General features: G+C 68.1%; 15 protein-coding genes. 3 read left to right on the top strand and 12 right to left on the bottom strand.

Annotation, left to right across the window (positions count from 1 at the left end; genetic code table 11):
* Positions 1–18: 18 nt before the first annotated feature.
* The 7 genes from RI03_RS14655 to RI03_RS14625 form a co-directional block, all read right to left on the bottom strand.
* A complete protein-coding gene (locus tag RI03_RS14655) occupies positions 19–1245 on the bottom strand; it encodes an NAD(P)/FAD-dependent oxidoreductase (RefSeq protein ID WP_010218193.1) in 1227 nt (408 codons plus the stop codon).
* A gap of 215 nt (positions 1246–1460) precedes the next feature.
* Positions 1461–2507, bottom strand: a complete 1047-nt coding sequence (locus RI03_RS14650; RefSeq protein WP_010218192.1) for a glycosidase — start codon at positions 2505–2507, stop codon at positions 1461–1463.
* On the bottom strand, positions 2504–3271 hold the full coding sequence (locus RI03_RS14645; RefSeq protein ID WP_026046748.1) for an SDR family NAD(P)-dependent oxidoreductase: 768 nt from the start codon (positions 3269–3271) through the stop codon (positions 2504–2506). The genes RI03_RS14650 and RI03_RS14645 overlap by 4 nt, the downstream gene beginning before the upstream one ends.
* A 131-nt stretch (positions 3272–3402) precedes the next feature.
* Positions 3403–4086 (bottom strand): HAD-IA family hydrolase, encoded by a 684-nt coding sequence (locus tag RI03_RS14640; RefSeq protein WP_010218190.1) that lies wholly within the window; start codon positions 4084–4086, stop codon positions 3403–3405.
* 32 nt (positions 4087–4118) lie between these two features.
* Complete coding sequence (locus RI03_RS14635) at positions 4119–5633, bottom strand: efflux transporter outer membrane subunit (RefSeq protein ID WP_010218189.1); 1515 nt, start codon at positions 5631–5633, stop codon at positions 4119–4121.
* A 5-nt stretch (positions 5634–5638) separates the two neighbouring features.
* On the bottom strand, positions 5639–7156 hold the full coding sequence (locus RI03_RS14630) for a DHA2 family efflux MFS transporter permease subunit (protein ID WP_010218187.1): 1518 nt from the start codon (positions 7154–7156) through the stop codon (positions 5639–5641).
* Entirely contained in the window at positions 7153–8298 is a 1146-nt protein-coding gene (locus RI03_RS14625) for an HlyD family secretion protein (protein ID WP_010218186.1), read from the bottom strand. The genes RI03_RS14630 and RI03_RS14625 overlap by 4 nt, the downstream gene beginning before the upstream one ends.
* A 214-nt stretch (positions 8299–8512) precedes the next feature.
* Here RI03_RS14625 and RI03_RS14620 point away from each other — a divergent pair, with 214 nt between their 5' ends.
* Positions 8513–9007 (top strand): MarR family winged helix-turn-helix transcriptional regulator, encoded by a 495-nt coding sequence (locus tag RI03_RS14620; RefSeq protein ID WP_010218184.1) that lies wholly within the window; start codon positions 8513–8515, stop codon positions 9005–9007.
* Positions 9004–9741 carry an SDR family oxidoreductase gene (locus tag RI03_RS14615; RefSeq protein ID WP_010218182.1) on the top strand — a complete coding sequence of 246 codons (738 nt, stop codon included), beginning with the start codon at positions 9004–9006 and terminating at the stop codon, positions 9739–9741. The genes RI03_RS14620 and RI03_RS14615 overlap by 4 nt, the downstream gene beginning before the upstream one ends.
* Before the next feature lie 26 nt (positions 9742–9767).
* Here RI03_RS14615 and RI03_RS14610 read toward each other — a convergent pair whose 3' ends face one another.
* The 4 genes from RI03_RS14610 to RI03_RS14595 all read right to left on the bottom strand — a co-directional run bounded on the left by RI03_RS14610 (position 9768) and on the right by RI03_RS14595 (position 15983).
* Complete coding sequence (locus tag RI03_RS14610; protein ID WP_010218180.1) at positions 9768–10343, bottom strand: response regulator transcription factor; 576 nt, start codon at positions 10341–10343, stop codon at positions 9768–9770.
* The gene (locus RI03_RS14605) at positions 10340–11887 is read right to left on the bottom strand and encodes a sensor histidine kinase (RefSeq protein WP_238542382.1); all 1548 of its coding nucleotides are present in this window, start codon (positions 11885–11887) and stop codon (positions 10340–10342) included. Before RI03_RS14605 ends, RI03_RS14610 begins: the two co-directional genes overlap by 4 nt.
* A 125-nt stretch (positions 11888–12012) precedes the next feature.
* Positions 12013–14328, bottom strand: coding sequence for a GGDEF domain-containing phosphodiesterase (locus RI03_RS14600; RefSeq protein ID WP_010218177.1), 2316 nt, complete (start codon positions 14326–14328; stop codon positions 12013–12015).
* Positions 14328–15983, bottom strand: a complete 1656-nt coding sequence (locus tag RI03_RS14595; protein WP_238542381.1) for a ShlB/FhaC/HecB family hemolysin secretion/activation protein — start codon at positions 15981–15983, stop codon at positions 14328–14330. Before RI03_RS14595 ends, RI03_RS14600 begins: the two co-directional genes overlap by 1 nt.
* Before the next feature lie 151 nt (positions 15984–16134).
* Here RI03_RS14595 and RI03_RS14590 point away from each other — a divergent pair, with 151 nt between their 5' ends.
* Positions 16135–17706, top strand: coding sequence for a FecR family protein (locus tag RI03_RS14590; RefSeq protein ID WP_010218173.1), 1572 nt, complete (start codon positions 16135–16137; stop codon positions 17704–17706).
* Between the two features lie 191 nt (positions 17707–17897).
* Here the strand turns inward: RI03_RS14590 and RI03_RS14585 are convergent.
* On the bottom strand, positions 17898–18332 hold a 435-nt coding region (locus RI03_RS14585; protein WP_010218171.1), incomplete at its 5' end, for a GGDEF domain-containing protein.

The raw sequence follows: 18332 nt of genomic DNA, 5'->3' as shown, positions 1-18332 counted from the left end.
CTTGCATTGCCGGCCGCTTTAGAGGGCGAGGCTTTTCAGCGGGATGCTCGCATCTTCGACGGCGGCGGGATCGGGCGCAAGGGCGTCGACCACGAGCCGCTTGCCCTGGACGTAATCGCGCGCCGCGTTGACGCAGTCGAGCGCGATCACGCGACCCTGCCGGAAATACACGACCGAAAAGCTGCGTGTCGCCGGATCGCCGCGAACGACTGTCTGGTCGTAGCCGATCGACAGGCCGACGGTCTGCAGCTTGAGGTCGTACTGATCCGACCAGAACCACGGCACCGCGTCATAAGCGACATGCTGGCCGACGATCGTCTTTGCAACGATCGTGGCCTGATCGTTCGCGTTCTGCACCGATTCGAGCCGGATTGCCGGGCCGGCGGCGTAACGATTGGCGTGCAAGGTGCAGTCGCCGATCGCGAACACGTCGCTCAGGCTGGTGCGGCATTGCGCGTCGACGCGGACTCCGTTCCCGCCCTCGGCCCCCGCGGTCAGCAGTGGTTCGACCTCGGGCACGATCCCGATCCCGACCACGACCAGATCGCAGGCAAGCACCGTCCCGTCCGCGAGCCGGACGCCACAGACCGCGCCGTCACGCCCCTCGATACCGTCGACCGCCACGCCAAGCCGCAGGTCGACCCCATGCGCGCGGTGCTGCGCTTCGTAGAACCGCGAGAGCGGCTCGGCTGCGACGCGGGCGAGCACGCGGTCGAGCGCCTCGAGCACGGTTACCGCCTTGTCGAACGTGCGAAGCACGGCCGCCGCCTCGAGCCCGATGAATCCGCCGCCGATCACCACCGCGCGCGTCACGGCGGGGAGCTCGGCGATCATCCGGTCGGCATCGGCGCGGGTGCGGACCGTGTGAACGCCGCGCAGATGTGCCCCCGGGCAGGTCAGCCGACGCGCCCGACCACCGGTCGCCCAGACCAGTTGATCATAGCCGATCGCTTCGCCCGTCTGCAGGGTGACGGTCTTCGCCGTTGGATCGACCGCGACGACGCGGGCATTGGCGCGCATCTCGATCCCGCGATCCGCCCAGAACCGCGCCGGACGGATCAGGATCCGGTCGAAATCGCGCTTGCCCGACAGATAGTCCTTCGAAAGCGGCGGTCGCTCATATGGCAAGTCCGGCTCGTCGCCGATCATCACGATGCTGCCGTCGAACTTGGCCATGCGGAGCGCGATTGCGGCCTGCGCACCTCCGTGGCCTGCGCCTACGATGACGACGTCATATTTGCGCATCGGTTCCGATCCTTGTCCAATTCTCGCGATGACGCTCGATGCTTTGCACGGGACTCATCGAGGGGTCGCCCTCGAACGCTCCACAGGCGCGATCGCTCATCATGGCCGATCGCGGTATTACCCCGCCACGATATCGGCAATGCGTTATCCGTATCGGGCGTGTTCGCGCTCGGAGCGGGGATCGACGGCGCGGCCCCCGTCACCGCGCGCCCGGTTCAGCTCCGCCTCAGTCGGGCGCGCGACAGCCGTCGGTCCTCAAGCGAATAGTATAGCCAGATCTCGCCGTCTCGACTGGTGACCGATGCCGCAAACGCGATGTCGCTCGCGGTCCGGTCGGGCACCGGCGGCGGCGTGATCAAGGGTTCGATGCAGCGATCCACCACGCGGGACAGCGCGCGGTCGAACGCGACCCAGCCGATCCGCCAGCGGGCGTCGTGCGTCGCGCCGTTATAGAACATCACCGGCATTTCGGGATCGTCGAGCAGCATCGGGCCGGTCGAGAGATGCCAATTGTCCCAGCCATCCTCGCGCGGCATGAACGGCGTCGGTTGTTCGTCCCACGGCCCGTCGACGTTCGCGCCGATCGCCAGACCGATCCGGCTCGCGCCGTCGCTCGCATATTCGTAGAACAGGCTCCAGCGGCCGTCCTTCTCGCGATCGATCGTCGCTTCCTTGGTGTTGCCGAGCGACTTGGTCGAGGCAAGCGCGACCCCGGACTTCACCAGCTTTTCGAGGCTCGGCCCGGTGGCGTAGAACATCTCGCCATGCGCCATGTCCGCCTCGACGCCGGTATAATAGACGACGTAGCTGCCGTCCGCCATCTTGACGACGGTCGGGTCCTCCACTCCGCCGGAGTCCTTCTCGCCCGTGGCACCGGGGAGGATCGACGGCTGGTCGAGCATATTGAAATGGACGCCGTCGTCGCTCCATCCGCCCCAGATGATTCCGGTATCGGTCATCGGTTCGCCTGGCCGGGTCACCGCGCGCACCATGATGCCGAACCGGCCGTCCGGTTCCAGCCAGACGAACGGGCTCATCAGATCGCGCGCCATCAGCGCTGCGGGGCCCATCAGGTGGATATCCTCAAGCGCGTGCACGTTGAAATCGACGAGACCGGGGGATGGATAGACGAGGACCTTGCGGTCCCCCGTCACGCTGTCGGCGGGGAGCTTCGAGCGGACGACGGGGATGCCGGGCGCGATTTCAGACTGGCTGGTGGCGGGGACCGTCGACGTCCGGGCGGCAGGAACGCCGTCGGTCATGCGCCGAGTGCCTGCATCAGCGACAGGCCGCCGTCGATCACGATCCGCGCGCCGGTGATATAGGTCGCCTTGTCCGAGGCGAGGAAGACGGCGAGATCGCCGACCTCCTCCGGGCGTCCGGCCCGCTTCAGCGGAATATTCTGCTCGAGCGTCTTGCGGTAGGTCGGATCGGCGCTGGCGCGCTCGTTCATCGGCGTCAGGATCATGCCGGGTTCGATCGCGTTGACGCGGATGCCATTGGGCGCTTCCTCGATCGCGAGCGTCTCGATCAGGTTGGTCAGCCCGCCCTTGGCGGCGCAATAATCTGCACCACCCGACCGGACCGCATAGGCGTGGATCGACGAAATGTGGATGATCGCGCCTGGCGCATTCGCCGGCCGATCCCGGACGAAGCGGCGCGATGTCAGGAAGGCACCGGTCAGATCGGTATCGAGCATCCGCTGCCACTGCGCGACCGTCATCTGGCGGACCGGGACGCCCGCCATGTTGATCCCGGCGGAATTGACGAGCACGCTGACCAGGCCAAAGGTCCGTTCGGCGGTCGCAAATGCGGTCTCTACCGATGCCTCGTCGCCGACGTCGCACTGGACCGCAATCGCATCTCCGCCGGCGGCCTTGACCCGGGCGACGGTGTCGCTGCCGTCGTTGCGGGCATCATGGAACAGCACCACGACCTTGTCGCCCTGTGCCCCGAACGCAACCGCGCAGGCCGCGCCGATCCCGCTTTCCGCGCCGCTCACCACAACGCATCGACCGTCCGCCATTCTAGCATCCTCTCGCTTCTTCACCCTGCGTATCACCGCAGGATCGGTCGCGAGCAATTCTCAAATTTGTCATGTTTCAACAGGCTAGCGCCTTTGCTGGCCATGCCAGGGACGCTCGGGGCGAACGTTTCCTAGCGCGCCGGGGCCAGCCGGATCGTTCCCTCGTGGTGGATCGTGGTCAGCCCCACGTAATCGCGGACGGCCGGATATTCCGTTTCGACGGGGTGCGCATGCGTTGCGGTGATGACGACCACGGGTGCCCCGGCGGCGCGCCCCGCCGCGATCCCGGCGGGCGCGTCCTCGAACACGGCGCACCGGGTGACATCCTTGCCCAAGCGCCGCGCCGCCGCGATGTAGCAATCGGGCGCGGGCTTGCCGACCGCAATATCCTCGGCGGTGATGAACAGCAGCGGCGCGGTCAGCCCGGCGGCGGCGAGCCGGGCCTCGGCGAGCTGGCGCGTGGCCGAGGTCACGATCGCCCAGCCGTCGTCCGGCAGGCTGCCGACGAAGTCGACCGCGCCCGCAATCGCGCGAACGCCGTCGAGATCGGTCATCTCCTCGCGGACGATCCACGCCGCCTCCTCGCGCGGGTCGATCCCCGGGATGGCGAGCCGGGTGATCGTCTCGAGCGTCTGCACCCCGTGGATCGTCGGCAGGATCTTCACCGGGTCGAGCCCATGTCGGCGAAGCCAGCGCGACCACACCCGCTCGGCGGATTCGATCGAGGTCAGCAGCGTGCCGTCCATGTCGAAGAGAAAGGCTTCGAACGCATGGTCCGGATAGGGCGATCGGGGTGACGAGGGCTGTTCGGGCATGGCGTGCGCGTTCGGATAAAAAGCTGCAAAACTCAATGGGCCGCAGCGCCGTCCGGAACGTCCCCTAGAACGGCTTGTCGTGCAGGGAGCGATTGTGGCTGCGCGGCATCGACCCAGCCGCCCGCGGTCGCGACATACAGGCGCGCGACGTTCAGGAACTGCCGTGTGCGCGCGACCACGAGGGCATTGCTCGAGCGCTGGTACAGCCGCTCGGTCTCGAGCACCTGAAGGGTACCGGAATTGCCAACCTGGAAACTGCGGCGTGACAGCTTGCGCGAATGATCCGCCACCGACACCGACTCATTCTGGTTGGCGACCGAGCGTGCATCGCTCTGGATTGCCGAAAGCAGGTCGGCCACCTGCTGGAAGGCCTCGAGAACGGTTTGCTGATAGGTCGCATCGCTCGCCCGCGCGCGGTCGATCGCCGCGGCGCGTTGCGCCTTGAGGGTCCCGCCGTGGAAGATCGGCGCAGTCAGCCCGGCGAAGATATCATAGCCCCGGAACGCATTCTTGACGAGATCACCGATCCCCGGCGCGCCTTGCGTCACGGTCGCGCCGAGCGTGATGTCGGGATACAGCCGCGCGGTCGCGACGCCGATCCCCGCGGCGGCGGCGTGCAGGTTCGCTTCCGCCTGCAGGATGTCGGGGCGGCGATGGACGAGCTCGGAGGGAAGGGCGACCGGGACCTGCGTCGGCAGGGTCAACCGGGCAAGGTCGAAGTCGGTCGCGCCCAACGCGCTGGGCGCGACGCCGACGAGTGTCGCGAGCAGATGCCGCGCTTCCGCCAACTGCTGCTCCAGTTGCGGGATGTCGCCGCGATCCGCGGCATATTGGCTTTGCGCGTTGAGCACTTCGACCAGCGTACCTTCGCCCCCCGCGCGGCGTTTTTGCGTCAGGTCGACGTTGCGCAGATCGTCCGCGAGCAAGGCGTTGGCGGTCGCGACCTGCGCGCGGATCGCGGCGACCGTCAGCACCTGGTTGACGACCTGCCCCGCGATCGCGAGATGCGCCGCCTCGGTCTGGCGTTGCTGTGCCTCGACCTGCGCGGCGCTCTGTTCGACCTGGCGGCGCAGCCCGCCGAACAGGTCGAGATCGTAGCTGATCCCGCCGCCGACCGAGTAGAGATGGAATTCAGGGTTGCCTGCAGGCGCGAGCGGATTGCCCCCTGAAAAGCCGAAGCCGGCGAGATTGACCTGTTGTTGATCGACCCGCGCGGTCGCGTCGATCTGCGGCAGCCGCCGCCCGGCCACTGCGCGCAGCTCGTCCTGCGCTGCCGCGAGCGTCGCGTTGCTTGCGGCAAGGCTCCGGTTGTTCGCGATCGCGCGGTCGACCAGCGCATCGAGGTCGGGCGATCCGAACGCCGTCCACCAGCGCCGGACCGGCCCCGCGCCGAACGCGATCCCCGGCGCGCCCGCGGGGGTGGCCTGCTCGCGCGCAGGCAGATAGGCCTCGGTCGCGGGTGCCTTGGGGCGGGCGAAGTCGGGGCCGACGGTGCAACCCGCGAGCGCGGTTGCCGCCAGCAGCGGGATCGTGAAGCGGTAACGCATGCGGATCAGTCCATATGGATGGTGGGTCCGGCCGCCGCGCCTTTGCGCGGGCCGCGCATCAGGAGCAGCAGCGGGATCACCGCGAGGGTCAGCACGAAAAGCATCCAGAACGCGTCGATGTACGACACCATCGACGCCTGGCGGGTGATCTGCGCGTTCATCGCCGCGACCGCGCTCGGCAGGTCGAAATCGAACCCGCCGGGCAGCGCGGGATTGTCCGGGCGGATCCCTTCGGTCAGCCGGGCGTGGACGGTCGCCGAATTGCGGATCGTCATTGCCTGGAGCACCGAGATGCCGACCGCCGAGCCGATGTTGCGCGTCAGCGTGAACATCGCCGCGCCTTCGTTGCGATATTTGGGATCGAGCGTCGCGAACGCGATCGTTGTCAGCGGCACGAACACCAGCCCGGTGCCGAGCCCCTGGATGAACCCGGAGATGATCACCAGCCGTTCGCTCATCCCGAGCGAGAAGCCCGACATCATGTGGAGCGAATAGGCGGCAAGTCCGAAGCCGATCAGGATCAGCAGCCGCGCATCGACCCGCTTGATTACTCGCCCGACGATGATCATCGAGATGAGCGTCCCGATCCCGCGCGGCGCGGTGACGAGTCCGGTCAGCACCACCGGATAGCCCATCAGCGTCTCGAGCATCGTCGGCAACAGCGCCAGCACGCCGAACAGCACGGTGCCGAGGAAGAAGCCGAATATCGAACCCGTCAGGAAGTTGCGATCCTTGAACATGCCGATGTCGATGAACGGCTGACGCGCGGTCAGCGTCTGGACGACGAACAGATAGCCGAAGAACAGCGCCATCGCGCCCTCGATGCAGATTTCGAGCGAGCTGAACCAGTCCTTGGTCTGCCCGCGGTCGAGCATCAGCTGGAAGGAGCCCAGCGCGAGCGCCAGCATCGCGAAGCCGAAGATGTCGAGCCGTGGCCGCGTTGAATCCTTGGTCTCGGTCAGGAACCCCGACAGGCCGATGAAGGCGAGGATGCCGATCGGCAGGTTGATGTAGAAGACCCAGCGCCACGACAGATTGTCGGTCAGCCAGCCGCCGAGCGCAGGCCCGATGATCGGCCCCAGGATCGCGCCCATGCCCCACACCGCCATCGCCGGGCCGTGGCGTTCGGGCGGGTTGATATCGAGCAGGATCGCCTGGCTCATCGGCACCAGCGCGGCGCCGAACACCCCTTGCAGCAGGCGGAAGCCGACCAGTTCGCCGAGGCTGTTGGCAAGCCCGCACAGCCCCGAGACGACGGTGAACCCGACGATCGACCACAGCATCAGCCGCTTGCGCCCGAACCGTCCGGCCAGCCAGCCGGTCAGCGGCGTCATGATCGCGGCGGCGACGATATAGGACGTCAGGACCCAGGTGATCTCCTCGCTCGACGCCGACACGCTCCCCTGGATGTGCGGGAGCGCGACGTTGGCGATTGTGCTGTCGAGCGAGTTCATCACCGTTGCCGCCATCACGGCGGCGGTGATGATGTTGCGGGTCGCCGGGTCCGGGTAAGCGCCGGTCATCGTGCCTGCGTCGCGCCGCCGAACAGATGGCGCTGATAGCCGGTGTCGACCTTGACCTCGACGCTCAGCCCCGCATGGAGCGGGAGGTCGCGCGGCAACCGATCGATGCTGAACTCGATCGGCAGGCGCTGGACGACCTTGACCCAGTTGCCGGTGGCGTTCTCGGGCGGCAGCAACGCGAAGCTGTTGCCGGTGCCGGGGCTGAAGCTCGCGACGCGGCCGGTCAGCTCGAGATCGGGAAAGGCGTCGACCTTGAACGTCGCGCGCTGGCCGATCCGCATGTGGTTGAGCTGGTCTTCCTTGAAATTCCCCTCGACCCACAACCGCGTGCTGGCGAGCGTGAACACCGGCTTGGCGGCGCTGACGTAGCTGCCGACCTGGAGCTGATCGACCTTGGTGACGATCCCGTCCTGCGCGGCGCGCACGACGGTATAGCCCAGATTGAGCTTCGCGCGCTCGAGCGCCGCCTGCGCGCGGCGCACCGCTGGCTGGCGGTCGGTCGGCGCGGTCACGCTTCCGGTCAGCGTCGCGGCGACGCTCGCATTCTGCTGGACCGAGGTCTGGATCTGCTGGCGCGCGGTCTGCGCCGCGAGCACGGCCTGGTCATACTGGTTCTGCGACGAGATCCCTTCGGCGAGCAACGCCTTCTGTCGGGCGGCCTCGCGCACCGCATAGGCCAGCCGGTCGCGCCCGGCCTGCAGCGCGGCTTCGCCTTCGCGGAAGTTGGCGCGCAGTGACCCGACTTGCGCTTGCGCGGTCGCCAGTTCCGCGACGGCCTCGTCGACCGCAGCCTGATAGGGGGCGGGATCGATCCGGAACAGGACGTCGCCCGAACGGACATGCTGGTTGTTCCGCACCGCGACCGCCACCACCGGGCCGCTGACGTTCGCGCTGACCGATACCAGGCCGGACTGGATATAGCCGTTGTCGGTCGCCTGATAGCGCCCGCCGCTCAGATAGAAGTACAGGCCGAGGATGACGGCCACGACCGGTGCCAGCAGGAGCAACGGCGTCCGGAAATTGCGACGGCGGCGGGGTTGCGGGTCGACCGCCGCCACGCGCGGAGCGGGATTTTCGACCGGGGGCGACGTCTCGACGCTGGGATAATCCGTCGAGCGGCCGGGGGTATCTTCCAAGCTCATATTTCCTTGCTCACCGAAAGCAGCGGGTCGGCAGACTTGCGAGTCGAGCGGATCCGGATCGAGCGCTCCCGGCGGCTCTGCTACCGAAAGGACATTGCGCGCAAGCGAATAGTACGCAAGCGCATGATCCGCCTGCGCAGTATCAGTCTTTGACGGACAGGCAGGATTTGGTACCGACGGTGCGCGGGGGACAGTAAAGGAAGCGACCGGCGTTATGGTCACGATCGATGACAGTGGCCGCGGCGCGCCGCCAAACCGTAGATTTGCGACGCAGGTGGTTTTGATCACCAAATTGCTGCGGAAGCGCTTCGATCAGCGCGCGCGCAGTATGTCGCTGTCCGACGGCAAGCCGCTCACGCGCGCGCAGTGGCGCGTTCTCGCCGCAATCTACGTCCGCGAGGGGGCAACGCAGCGCGAAATCGCCGAGATGCTGGAAATCGGCACGGTGACGACCGGGCAGACGATCGATCGTCTCGAGGCGGCGCAATGGGTCGAACGCCGCCCGGACCAGGCCGACCGCCGCGTCAACCGGCTCTACCTCATGCCACAGGCGATGCCGACGCTGGAACGGCTCGGGTTGCTCGATGACCGGGTGGATCAGACCGCGATGGCGGGCATATCTCCCGCGGATATGGAACGCCTGACGAGCCTGCTCGAAACGATCATCACAAATCTGCTTTCGGCGGCGGACGAGACGGAGCCACGATGACGCGGTTGACCGGCAAGACCGCCCTCGTCACGGGGGCGAGTGGTGGCCTCGGCAGCGAGATCGCGCATGCCCTCGCCAAGGCCGGTGCGCATGTTCTGGTGCAGGGTCGTGACGTGGATCGTCTGCGCGCTGTCGTTCACGCGATCGCGGAGACCGGCGGTTCGGCAGAATATATCGTTGCCGACCTCGATCGGGACGATGCGGCGGCCACCTTGCTCGAAGGGCGTGGCGGCATCGACATCCTGGTCAACAATGCGGGGGCGCGCGACCGCCGGCCGCTTGCCGATCTCGCTCGCGCGGATGTGCGTCGGATGCTGGAGACCAATCTTGTCGCGCCGTTCGATCTGGCCCGCGCCGTCGCCGCGCAAATGCCGAGCGGCGGCCGCATCATCAACGTCACGTCGATTGCCGGCCAGATCGCCCGCTCCGGAGACGCCGCCTATACGGTGGCAAAAGGGGGGCTCGACGCTTTGACACGCGCTCTGGCGGCCGAGCTGGGGTCGCGCCAGATCACGGTGAATGCGGTCGCGCCGGGCTTTTTCGCGACCGAGGCGAACCGACCGATGGTCGCCGACCCCGCGATTGCCGATCATCTCACCCGCCGCACGTCGCTTGGTCGCTGGGGCCGCCCCGAGGAGATCGCGGGGGCCGTCCTCTTCTTCGCGTCGACCGGTTCTTCCTACGTCACCGGGCAGGTGCTTGCGGTCGATGGCGGTTATCTCGCGCATTTCTGACGATCGCTGACGGCGACCGCCACCGGTCACTGCGCGAGCGCGATCAACTGGGCGAGACCGTTCGCCCCGGTCTTGGCGACGATCGCGGCGCGGTGATCCTCGACGGTCTTCGGGCTGAGCGCCAGCGCGGCGGCGACGGCCTTGTTGCTATGCCCCTGGACGAGCAGGTCGAAGACCTGCCGCTCGCGGCGGGTGAGGCTGGCGGTCCGCTCGATCACCGCGCGGGTCCGGCGCGACCAGGCGATCCCCTCGGCAACCGCCGCCAGCAGGCGATCCTCGTCGAGCGGTTTTTCGAGATAATCGAGCCCGCCGTAATGGCGCACCGAGTCGACCGCGTTGGCGGTGGTCGGCCACGCGGTCATGAAGATGATCGCAACCCCCGGATCCAGCGCGCGCAACCGATCGGCGAAGGCGAACCCGTCCAGGTCGCCCATCATCACGTCGGTGACGACACAATGCGCCGGGGCCTCGGCATAGACCTCGAGCAGCAGGGCGGGGTCGAGGAACGGTTCCGCGGCGTGGCCGTGCCGCCCGAGCAAACGCGCCACGCTCGCGCCGAGATCGCCGTCGTCGTCGACGACATATACGGTTGCAGCGGTCATTTGCGGTCTCCGGCAAGGGGGAGGGTAAGGCGGACGATATGGTGCCCGGCGCGTTCCTCGCGGGTCAGGCGACCATTGTGCGCCTCGACGATCGCGCGCGCGACGAGCGTCCCGACGCCCATGCCGGCGTAAGGGGCAGCATCGGCGCAGGGATTGGCGACGGAGATGATGACGTCCTGCGCGTCCTGGTCGATCCCCACGTGGATGTCGCGGGTCTGGCTGGCCTGGATCGCGTTGCGGAGAACGTTGACGAGGGCTTGCGCCAGTTCGATTTCCTGGCCCAGCACGACCAGGTCGGGATCGATCGGGCCGACGATCAGCGCGACCCGCGCCGATTTCGCTTCCGGTGCCGCAAGACCCAGAACGATGTCGATCAGCGCGTTGACCGGAAGCAGGGACGGCTCGTCCACCGCGCGGCCGCCAAACCGGCGAAGCCGCCGGACGAGGACGGACAGCGCATCGGCCTTGCGCTCGATCAGGACCGCGCTCGCGGCAATCTCGTCCCCGGCATTCACGGTGATTTCCGCGAGATGCCGCGCCTCGATCGCCAGCGTCGACAGGGGCTGGCTTATTTCGTGGATCACCGCGACCGACATCGCGCGCAGCGTCTTCAGCCGCTCGGCCTGGAACAGCATCCGGTCCCGCCGGGCGATATCGACCCGCGCCCGTGCCTCGGCTTCGGCGAAGCTGCCCGCCAGATAGCCTACCACGACGACCGCCGCGAGACTGAGGTGGAGCGACAATCGCTCGTCGATCGGCATGACGCCGCTGGTGTGCGGCAGCACCACGAGCGCGACCAGGACGATCGCGCCCCACGCCGCCGCACGTCCGAAGCGCAGGCCGATCCAGGCGGTCCCGAGCAGGACCGGCGTCGCCGGAAGGCCAAGCCCGATGCTGGAGAGCGCGACGACCATGCCGATCGATACCGCAAGCACCGCAACCGCCTCGACCGCATGCCGCAGCCGGGGGCGTTGGAACGACGCCCGCCCGGCCACGACATCCTCCAGCCACAGCAGCGGCGGGGCCAGCAACAGGACGCCGAGCAGGTCGCCGACCGCAAAGGCGGTCAACGACGCGATGATCTGTCGCAGGCCGTCGACATGCGTGATCGCGGGTTGCAGGAACGCCGAGGGCAGGGCGAACAGGGCCGCGGCGATCGGCGCGAGGACGGCGGCGAGGCCGAACGGCATCGGCGGCGTGACCAGGCTGTTCTGGCCGCGTTCGGTCGCCCAGCGCACCCCGGCGACCGTAAGCCCGTACGCAAGCACCGGACGCGCCACGCCGACGATCTGGATGGGCCAGTCCCCCGCCGGTTGCACGACCCCGTTGAAGACCTGCATCACGATCTCGATCGCCGCGACCGCCAGGGTCAGCCGGGCGCCCCCGCGCCAGAGCAAGGCGAGACGAAGCCCCGCCGCCGGAAACCAGAGCGAGTAATAGCTGCTTCCACCCCAGAAGGCGGCAGCCCGGTGCGCGAGCAGGAATGCGCCCGCATAGCCGAGCAACACCAGCCCTTCGCGACCAGTCGGGGGCGTCGGTATCAAACGGATCAGTGTTCGACCGGAAGTCGCGAATGTCCCCATGGCGCGCCTCCATGGCGGATCGAGGCGGTCGGCCCAAGCCGGGAAATTCCCGGAACGCGTTCAGCCCCGGTCGACGGCCCGCTCCCTCAGGCCGCGAGCGTGGACGGATCGGCCAGCAGCGCCAGCAACTGCGGCAGCGGGAGCGGGCGACTGATGAAATAGCCTTGGATCACATCGCATCCGCAGGTCTTCAGGAAGTCGAGACAGGCCTGGTCCTCGACCCCCTCGGCGACGACCTTGAGGCCGAGGTCGTGCGCGAGTTCGATGGTCGAGCGGACGAGGACGCCATCGGCGCGGTTGACATGGGCGTGCTGGACGAAGCTTCGGTCGATCTTCAGTTCGTTGAGCGGCAACTGCTTCAGGTACGTCAGCGTCGACTGTCCGGTCCCGTAATCGTCCATCGACAGCGCGATCCCGAGCGCGCGATACCGTTTCAGCGCGGCGATCGCGCTGGTCGGATCGGACATGGCGGCGGATTCGGTGACTTCGAAGACCAGCGCGGTCGCGGGGACATCCGACGTACCCAGAATGCGCTCGACCTCCGCATTGAACGCCGCGTCCGAAAGCAGGTTGGCGGAGATGTTCACGGCAGCGGTCACCGCACCATGGGCGGTGCGCCAGCCGGACAGGTCGCGGACCACGGTCCGCAACACGTGGAGCGTGAGGGGGGCGATCCGGTTGGTCTTCTCGGCGAGCGGAATGAACAGGTCGGGGCCGATGAACCCGCGCGTGGCGTGACGCCAGCGGACCAGTGCTTCGGTGCTGGTAATCCGCGCGGTCCGCACGTCGTATTTCGGCTGGTAGAAGACTTCGATCCCACCCTCGACAAGCGCCGTGTCGAGCTCGCCCATCAACGAGATCGACCGTTCGAGACCGCCGTCGTCGGCAACGCTGCGGCGCCAGAAGCCCCCGCCTTGCAACGCCTGCTCGGCGGCAAGCGCCGCGTCCGCGAGCAGGCGTTCGATTGCGGTCGAAGCGCCGGTCGCAACCCCGAGCGCGACCGCGACATCGACCTTGCGGCCGGAGACCTCGACCGCTTGCAGCAGGATCGCGCGCAGCCCGTCGAGCGTGTCGTCGACCGGTTCGTCCTGTGGCAGCACGAACGCGAGCTGACGGTCGGCGGCGCGATAGACGCGGTTTCCGCTCGCTACCAGCGCGAGGCGGTCGGCGATCCGCAACAGGACGTCGCCCGAGGGCCGCGACCCGAGGACCGCGACCAGACTGTCGTAATTGGCGAGATGCACCACCACCAGCGTGCACTCGGCAGAGTCGAATCGTTCGGCAGCCAGCGACAGTCCGTTGGGAAGACCGGTCGCCGCGTCGATCATGCGCTGGTCGCGGAACCGCCCGGCGACTTCGCGGATCCCGCAGGCGCAACCGGCAAAGGTGAGCATGCCAAGAGCGGCGGCGAGCGGGTAGGTGACCAGCAGGGCATGCTGTGCCAGCAACGCCGCGCCGGACACCAGGATCAGCGCGACCGCCACCGTCGCGAACAGCGCGGCACTCCGCAGCCGGACGACGCCGGCCACGATCAGGAAAGCGAGCAGGAACGGCACGGCCGCGCTGCCGTTGACCGGGACTCCGCGCAGCAGGGTTTCGGCGGCCATCGCCTGCACCACCACACCCGGAATGACCCCCCACAAAGGGGTGGCATAGCGGTCGCCCATTTCCACCGCGGTCGCCCCGATCAGGACCGCGCGACCCCGGACCCGCGCCGGATCGAACGTGCCGTTGCGGACATCGATGAAGCTGAGGCGGGGGATGGTCGCCGGGTCGATCGACATGTCGATCGGAAAGCCGACGTTCACGGTGCCCGAGGTTTGCGCGATATAGGCGGACAGCGAGGGGCGTGGCACGCCCGCCGTCACCGTGCCGAACGGCATCGCGCGGACCTGCCCGTCGGTATCCGGCTGGATGCTGACCGACGCGAGCGCGACCGGCGCGCGGAACATCGCAAGCGGCAATGCATCGATCGTGCGCTGGTCGGCCGAATTGGCGCTCTGGCCGAAGGTCGGCAAGGCGACCAGCCCGGCGGAACGCTCCAGCGCTGCGGCAAAGGCGGTGTCGCCGGGCGAGTCCGCTGACGACGAGAAGTCCACGTCGAACACGATCGCGCTCGCCCCCGCCCGACGCAGATGGTCGACCACCGCGGCGTAATGCGCGCGTGACCATGGCCACCGCTTGATCGCGCGCGCACTTTGCGCGTCCATCTCGACCACCACCACCTTGCCGCTCGCAACCTGCGGGACCAGCGCAAAGCGCGCCGCGCTGAGCGTGCGGTCGATCGCCGCGCCGATCGGGAGGAACGCAAGCAGCAGGCCGACCAACGCGGCCGTGCCGACGATCGCCCAGCTCGACGGCCGCGGGTCGAAGGCTGCGGTCAGCCCGCGCGCGATCCGCATCAGAACACCCGCGACAGGCGGAAGGACAGGCGGGGATCGCTGTTACGGGTATCGAAACGATCCGCGTTGATCGGCATTGCGATTTCTAGCATCCCGCTCAGCCGACCGCGACCGGTCCGCACGCCCGCCGCGGTCGACAGCAGCGCGCCACCCCCGGCACCGCCGCGCAGGTTCCCGACATATCCGCCGTCGACCGACGCATAAAGTTGTACCCGATCGACGAGGCGCGGCGCAAACCGCCCGAGATCGAGACGGACTTCGCCCGAGCCGAGGATGCCGTTGTCGCCGGTGCGCTCGGCATAATCATAGCCGCGCCCGAAGCCCGGACCGCCGACGCCGATTTCCATCGTCGCGAGCAACGGGCGCGATGCGACCTGCGCTTCCGAGGCCAGCGCCAGGCTGACCCGGCGCGACAGCGGCACGACCCATTCCGCGGCGTAGCTCAACACGACGAAACGCGCGTCGCCATCGCTGCGCGATATCCGCGCGTCGCCCTCGTGTGACACGCCCGGCACCGGGAGCCCGTCGGTCAGCCGCACCCCGCCGCGCAGGATCCCGGAACCTGCGCGCATCGTTCCGGTGAGCGCGCCCGTCACCGTCGCGATCGAATCGTCGCGCAAGGGGAAGCCGAGCAGGCTCTGGCGACTTCGCAGCCCGCGGATTTCCACCGTCGCCCACAGGCTGCGTTCGCGCGACCGCAGGATCGGCCGGGAGTAGAACAGACTCGCGTCGAACGTCTCCCCGGTGACGTCGAGCGGTGCGAGGGCGGCACCGGGGTTGGCAAGACCATAAGACGCGGAGGCCGAGACGGTCGCCCCGCGCGAATCGACCGGCGCAGTGTAGCGCCCACGAACGAACACGAACTCCGAAGGGTTGATCGGCGTGTTCGCCAGAAGGAGGCTCGCTTCATCCCCCGACTGGAACAGACCGCGCGCGTTGGCGATCGCGGTCGCGCGGATCGGCCCGACTTCCTTGCTGCCGCGATTGTCGACCTGCGCGTAACCGCTCAGCCGATCCTCCGTTATCGTCACCAGCAGGATCCCAAACCCGTCCTGGCGCAGATACTTGCTTTCCTTGACCGTGATCCCCGGGATGTCGCCGACGAGCAGGATCGCGCGTTCGAGCTGTTCGCGGCGGACCGGGCGGCCGGTGACGAGCGCCTGGGTCAGCATGCGATCCGCCAGCGCATTGGGGTGGCCGATCACGCGCACCGCCGAAAGCGTTCCTGCGTCGAGCCGCACCCGCAGCACGCCGTCGGCCATCGCCTGCGGCTCGATCCATGCGCTGGCGAACGGATAGCCCGCCTGCCGCGCGACATCGGCGACCGCGCGGGAAAGCGCCCTGAGATCGCTGCCGGACAGGTTCCGTCCGAGGTACGGGATCAGGCCGTTGCTGAAGCGGTCCCGCGCAATGTCGTCCGCGCCCTGGACCACGATCGCCTGCGCGATTCGCGGTGCGGCCCGCGTTTCGGCTTGTTCTGTTCTCGGGCCCGTCGCGACCACCGGCTCGGTGGCGGGCTGCGGCGATGCGGGGCGTGGCAAAGTGCGCGAGAGGATTGCGGGGTCGGCGCGATTGAGCTGGTCCTGCGCCTGCGCGGCGCTCCACGGACACAGCACGGCCGCACCGCCCGCCAGCACACTTCTCGCCACACGCATTCCAGAAACCTCCAGCCGTTATTGGCTGGGTAGGGTGCAAGCCTTTGCAAAAGGTTAGTTTCTTCGATGGCTAACGGAGGATTTACCGCGAGTTTGAACTTTTTGCACAGGCCAGCGCGCTACCCGGTGTGCCTGAATGAGAGGTACTAGGATGCGTAAACGGTTCATCGCGATCATCGCTGCGGGTTGTTCCTCGACCGCGATGGCCACCGAGCCCGGCTGGACGGTGAGCGAGACGAGCGGACCCGTGCAGATCGGCCATGGCGGTCTCAGCAAGGTCGCCACGCGCGGCCTCGGGGTCGCAGCGGGGGACACCGTGACGACCGGTCCGGGCGGCCGCGCGGTGCTGGTGCGCGGGTCCGAATATATGATGGTCGCCGCCGCCTCCCGGCTGCGCCTGCCGGTGGAGGTCCAGGCGACCGGCTTTACGCAGGTTGTTCAGGAAGTCGGCAACGTCGTCTTCATGATCAAGAAGAAGATGACGCCGCATTTCGAGGTGAAGACGCCGTATCTCGCCGCCGTGGTCAAGGGCACGACCTTTTCGGTCGGGGTCACGGACAAGGGCGCGTCGGTCCAGGTGCTCGAAGGTGCAGTCGACGTGGCGACCGGCGATGGCGGTGCGCATGATCTGCTCAAGCCGGGCTCGGTCGCGATGGTCGGCGCGCAGGACCTTTACAGGATGCGGGTCGAGAGCAACGGCGTTACCAAGGTGGTCGCGTCGCCCTCGGCACCGGGCCCCGACCCGACGCCCGCGCCCGTCGCCGCCGAAAGCGTTGCCACGGCGGTCGCTGCGCCTTCGGAAACGCCAGCCTCGGCTGAGGTGCCGGGCGCCGTTTCGGCCCCCGTCGCGGTCGCGGCGCCGGGCATCGACGCGGCGATCTACGAGGCCCCGGTGTCGCTTGCCGCGGTGACGAACGGGCTGGTCAGCGGCACCACCGGCGGTGCGGCCGACATCGCCGAACTCGCGACCATAACCCGCTCGGTCACCGAAGCGTCCGCATCGGCCGTCAAGGCGGTCGACACCGCCAATGCCGCGATCGCAGCAGGCGCCGCCACTGCCATGGCGAGCCAGGCCGCGACCACGCAGTCGCAGGCCGAGGACATGGCCGCGCAGACCAGGATGGCGGCGGACCAGGCGGCCCGGATGGCGGCGCTGGCCGCGCAGCAGGCGGCGGAGGCGACCGCCAAGGCCAATGGGGACAAGGGGAGCAGCGAGGCAGCCGACGCTGCGGCGAAGGCGCAAGGCGATATCGATGCCATGGTGGCTGCAGCAAAAATGGTTGCCGACCAGACGGCGAAGGCTGCAGCGCAGGCCGCGCTGGACGCTGCCAATGCGGCCGGCGATCCCGGCGCGCAGGCGACAGCGCAGAAAGCTGCGGCGGAGGCGGCAAGAGCTGCGGACGATGTTGCCAAGGCCAACGTCGCCGCGGCGCAGGCAACGGCGGACAAGACGGCCAAGGACGCGTCCGATCAGGCTGCCGCAAAGGCCGCCCGCGAAGCCGCCAAGACCGCCAGCGAGGCCGCCAAGGCAGCGACCAAGGCGGCCGCGGATGCAGCCAAGCAGCAGGCCGATGCGGCGAAGGTTGCCGCCAAGGCCGCGGACGATGCCGCCAAGGCGGCAGCGGCAGCCGCCGCAGCGGCGGCCAACAACCCACAGAACGCGTCGGGCGGGATCGTCCAGAATGCATTGGAGCTGCTTACCGGCATCCTCAAGGGCAAATAACGCAAGAGGGATACGCGCACGATTGGCCGCGCCGGGAGAGCACGAACCGCCGGTGCTGGCCGTCCGATCGGAATAGACCGTTCGCGATCGGAACCCTCGACGCCCCGATGTGGCCGAACGCGACGTCGGATGCCGCCGCGTCCTGGTCCCACGCGGTACTGGCAAGGGGCGGATTCTAGCCGTCGCTCGCGTCAACCCCCCTGCAGGGCATAGGCATCGTGCCGAATGCGCTTGGTCGCGTAAAGCGAGGCATCGGCGCGACACAGCGCCGCGCTGAAGCTCTGCGAGACCTGGTCGTCGTTCGGGTTCGGCATCGTGGCCTCGCCGACGCTGGCATGGATCGGGACGACCGTGTCGACCCATTGCATCGTCTGGTTGAGCGCGCGTTCGATCCGTTGTGCCACCATCGCGACGCGTTCGACGGTCGAATCCGGCAGCAGCGCGACGAACTCGTCGCCGCCCAGCCGCGCCAGATGATCGGTCGGGCGAACGGAATTGCGCAACCGTTGGGCGACCTCGACCAGCACTGCGTCGCCGACGAGATGGCCATAACGATCGTTGACCGCCTTGAACCGATCGAGATCGATCGCGAGCACGCCGATCGGCAGGCCGCGCTTGGCTTGCGC

The sequence above is a fragment of the Sphingomonas sp. PAMC 26621 genome (genome assembly GCF_000251145.1).
Lineage (GTDB): Bacteria > Pseudomonadota > Alphaproteobacteria > Sphingomonadales > Sphingomonadaceae > Sphingomonas.
Note: the sequence above shows the minus strand (reverse complement) of the source record. Positions and strands in the feature narration are given on the sequence as shown.

Coding starts and splice junctions, on each gene's coding strand:
- RI03_RS14655 (WP_010218193.1), bottom strand. CDS start 1,245: ATGCGCAAATATGACGTCGTCATCGTAGGCGCAGGCCACGGAGGTGCG.
- RI03_RS14650 (WP_010218192.1), bottom strand. CDS start 2,507: ATGACCGACGGCGTTCCTGCCGCCCGGACGTCGACGGTCCCCGCCACC.
- RI03_RS14645 (WP_026046748.1), bottom strand. CDS start 3,271: ATGGCGGACGGTCGATGCGTTGTGGTGAGCGGCGCGGAAAGCGGGATC.
- RI03_RS14640 (WP_010218190.1), bottom strand. CDS start 4,086: ATGCCCGAACAGCCCTCGTCACCCCGATCGCCCTATCCGGACCATGCG.
- RI03_RS14635 (WP_010218189.1), bottom strand. CDS start 5,633: ATGCGTTACCGCTTCACGATCCCGCTGCTGGCGGCAACCGCGCTCGCG.
- RI03_RS14630 (WP_010218187.1), bottom strand. CDS start 7,156: ATGACCGGCGCTTACCCGGACCCGGCGACCCGCAACATCATCACCGCC.
- RI03_RS14625 (WP_010218186.1), bottom strand. CDS start 8,298: ATGAGCTTGGAAGATACCCCCGGCCGCTCGACGGATTATCCCAGCGTC.
- RI03_RS14620 (WP_010218184.1), top strand. CDS start 8,513: ATGGTCACGATCGATGACAGTGGCCGCGGCGCGCCGCCAAACCGTAGA.
- RI03_RS14615 (WP_010218182.1), top strand. CDS start 9,004: ATGACGCGGTTGACCGGCAAGACCGCCCTCGTCACGGGGGCGAGTGGT.
- RI03_RS14610 (WP_010218180.1), bottom strand. CDS start 10,343: ATGACCGCTGCAACCGTATATGTCGTCGACGACGACGGCGATCTCGGC.
- RI03_RS14600 (WP_010218177.1), bottom strand. CDS start 14,328: ATGCGGATCGCGCGCGGGCTGACCGCAGCCTTCGACCCGCGGCCGTCG.
- RI03_RS14595 (WP_238542381.1), bottom strand. CDS start 15,983: ATGCGTGTGGCGAGAAGTGTGCTGGCGGGCGGTGCGGCCGTGCTGTGT.
- RI03_RS14590 (WP_010218173.1), top strand. CDS start 16,135: ATGCGTAAACGGTTCATCGCGATCATCGCTGCGGGTTGTTCCTCGACC.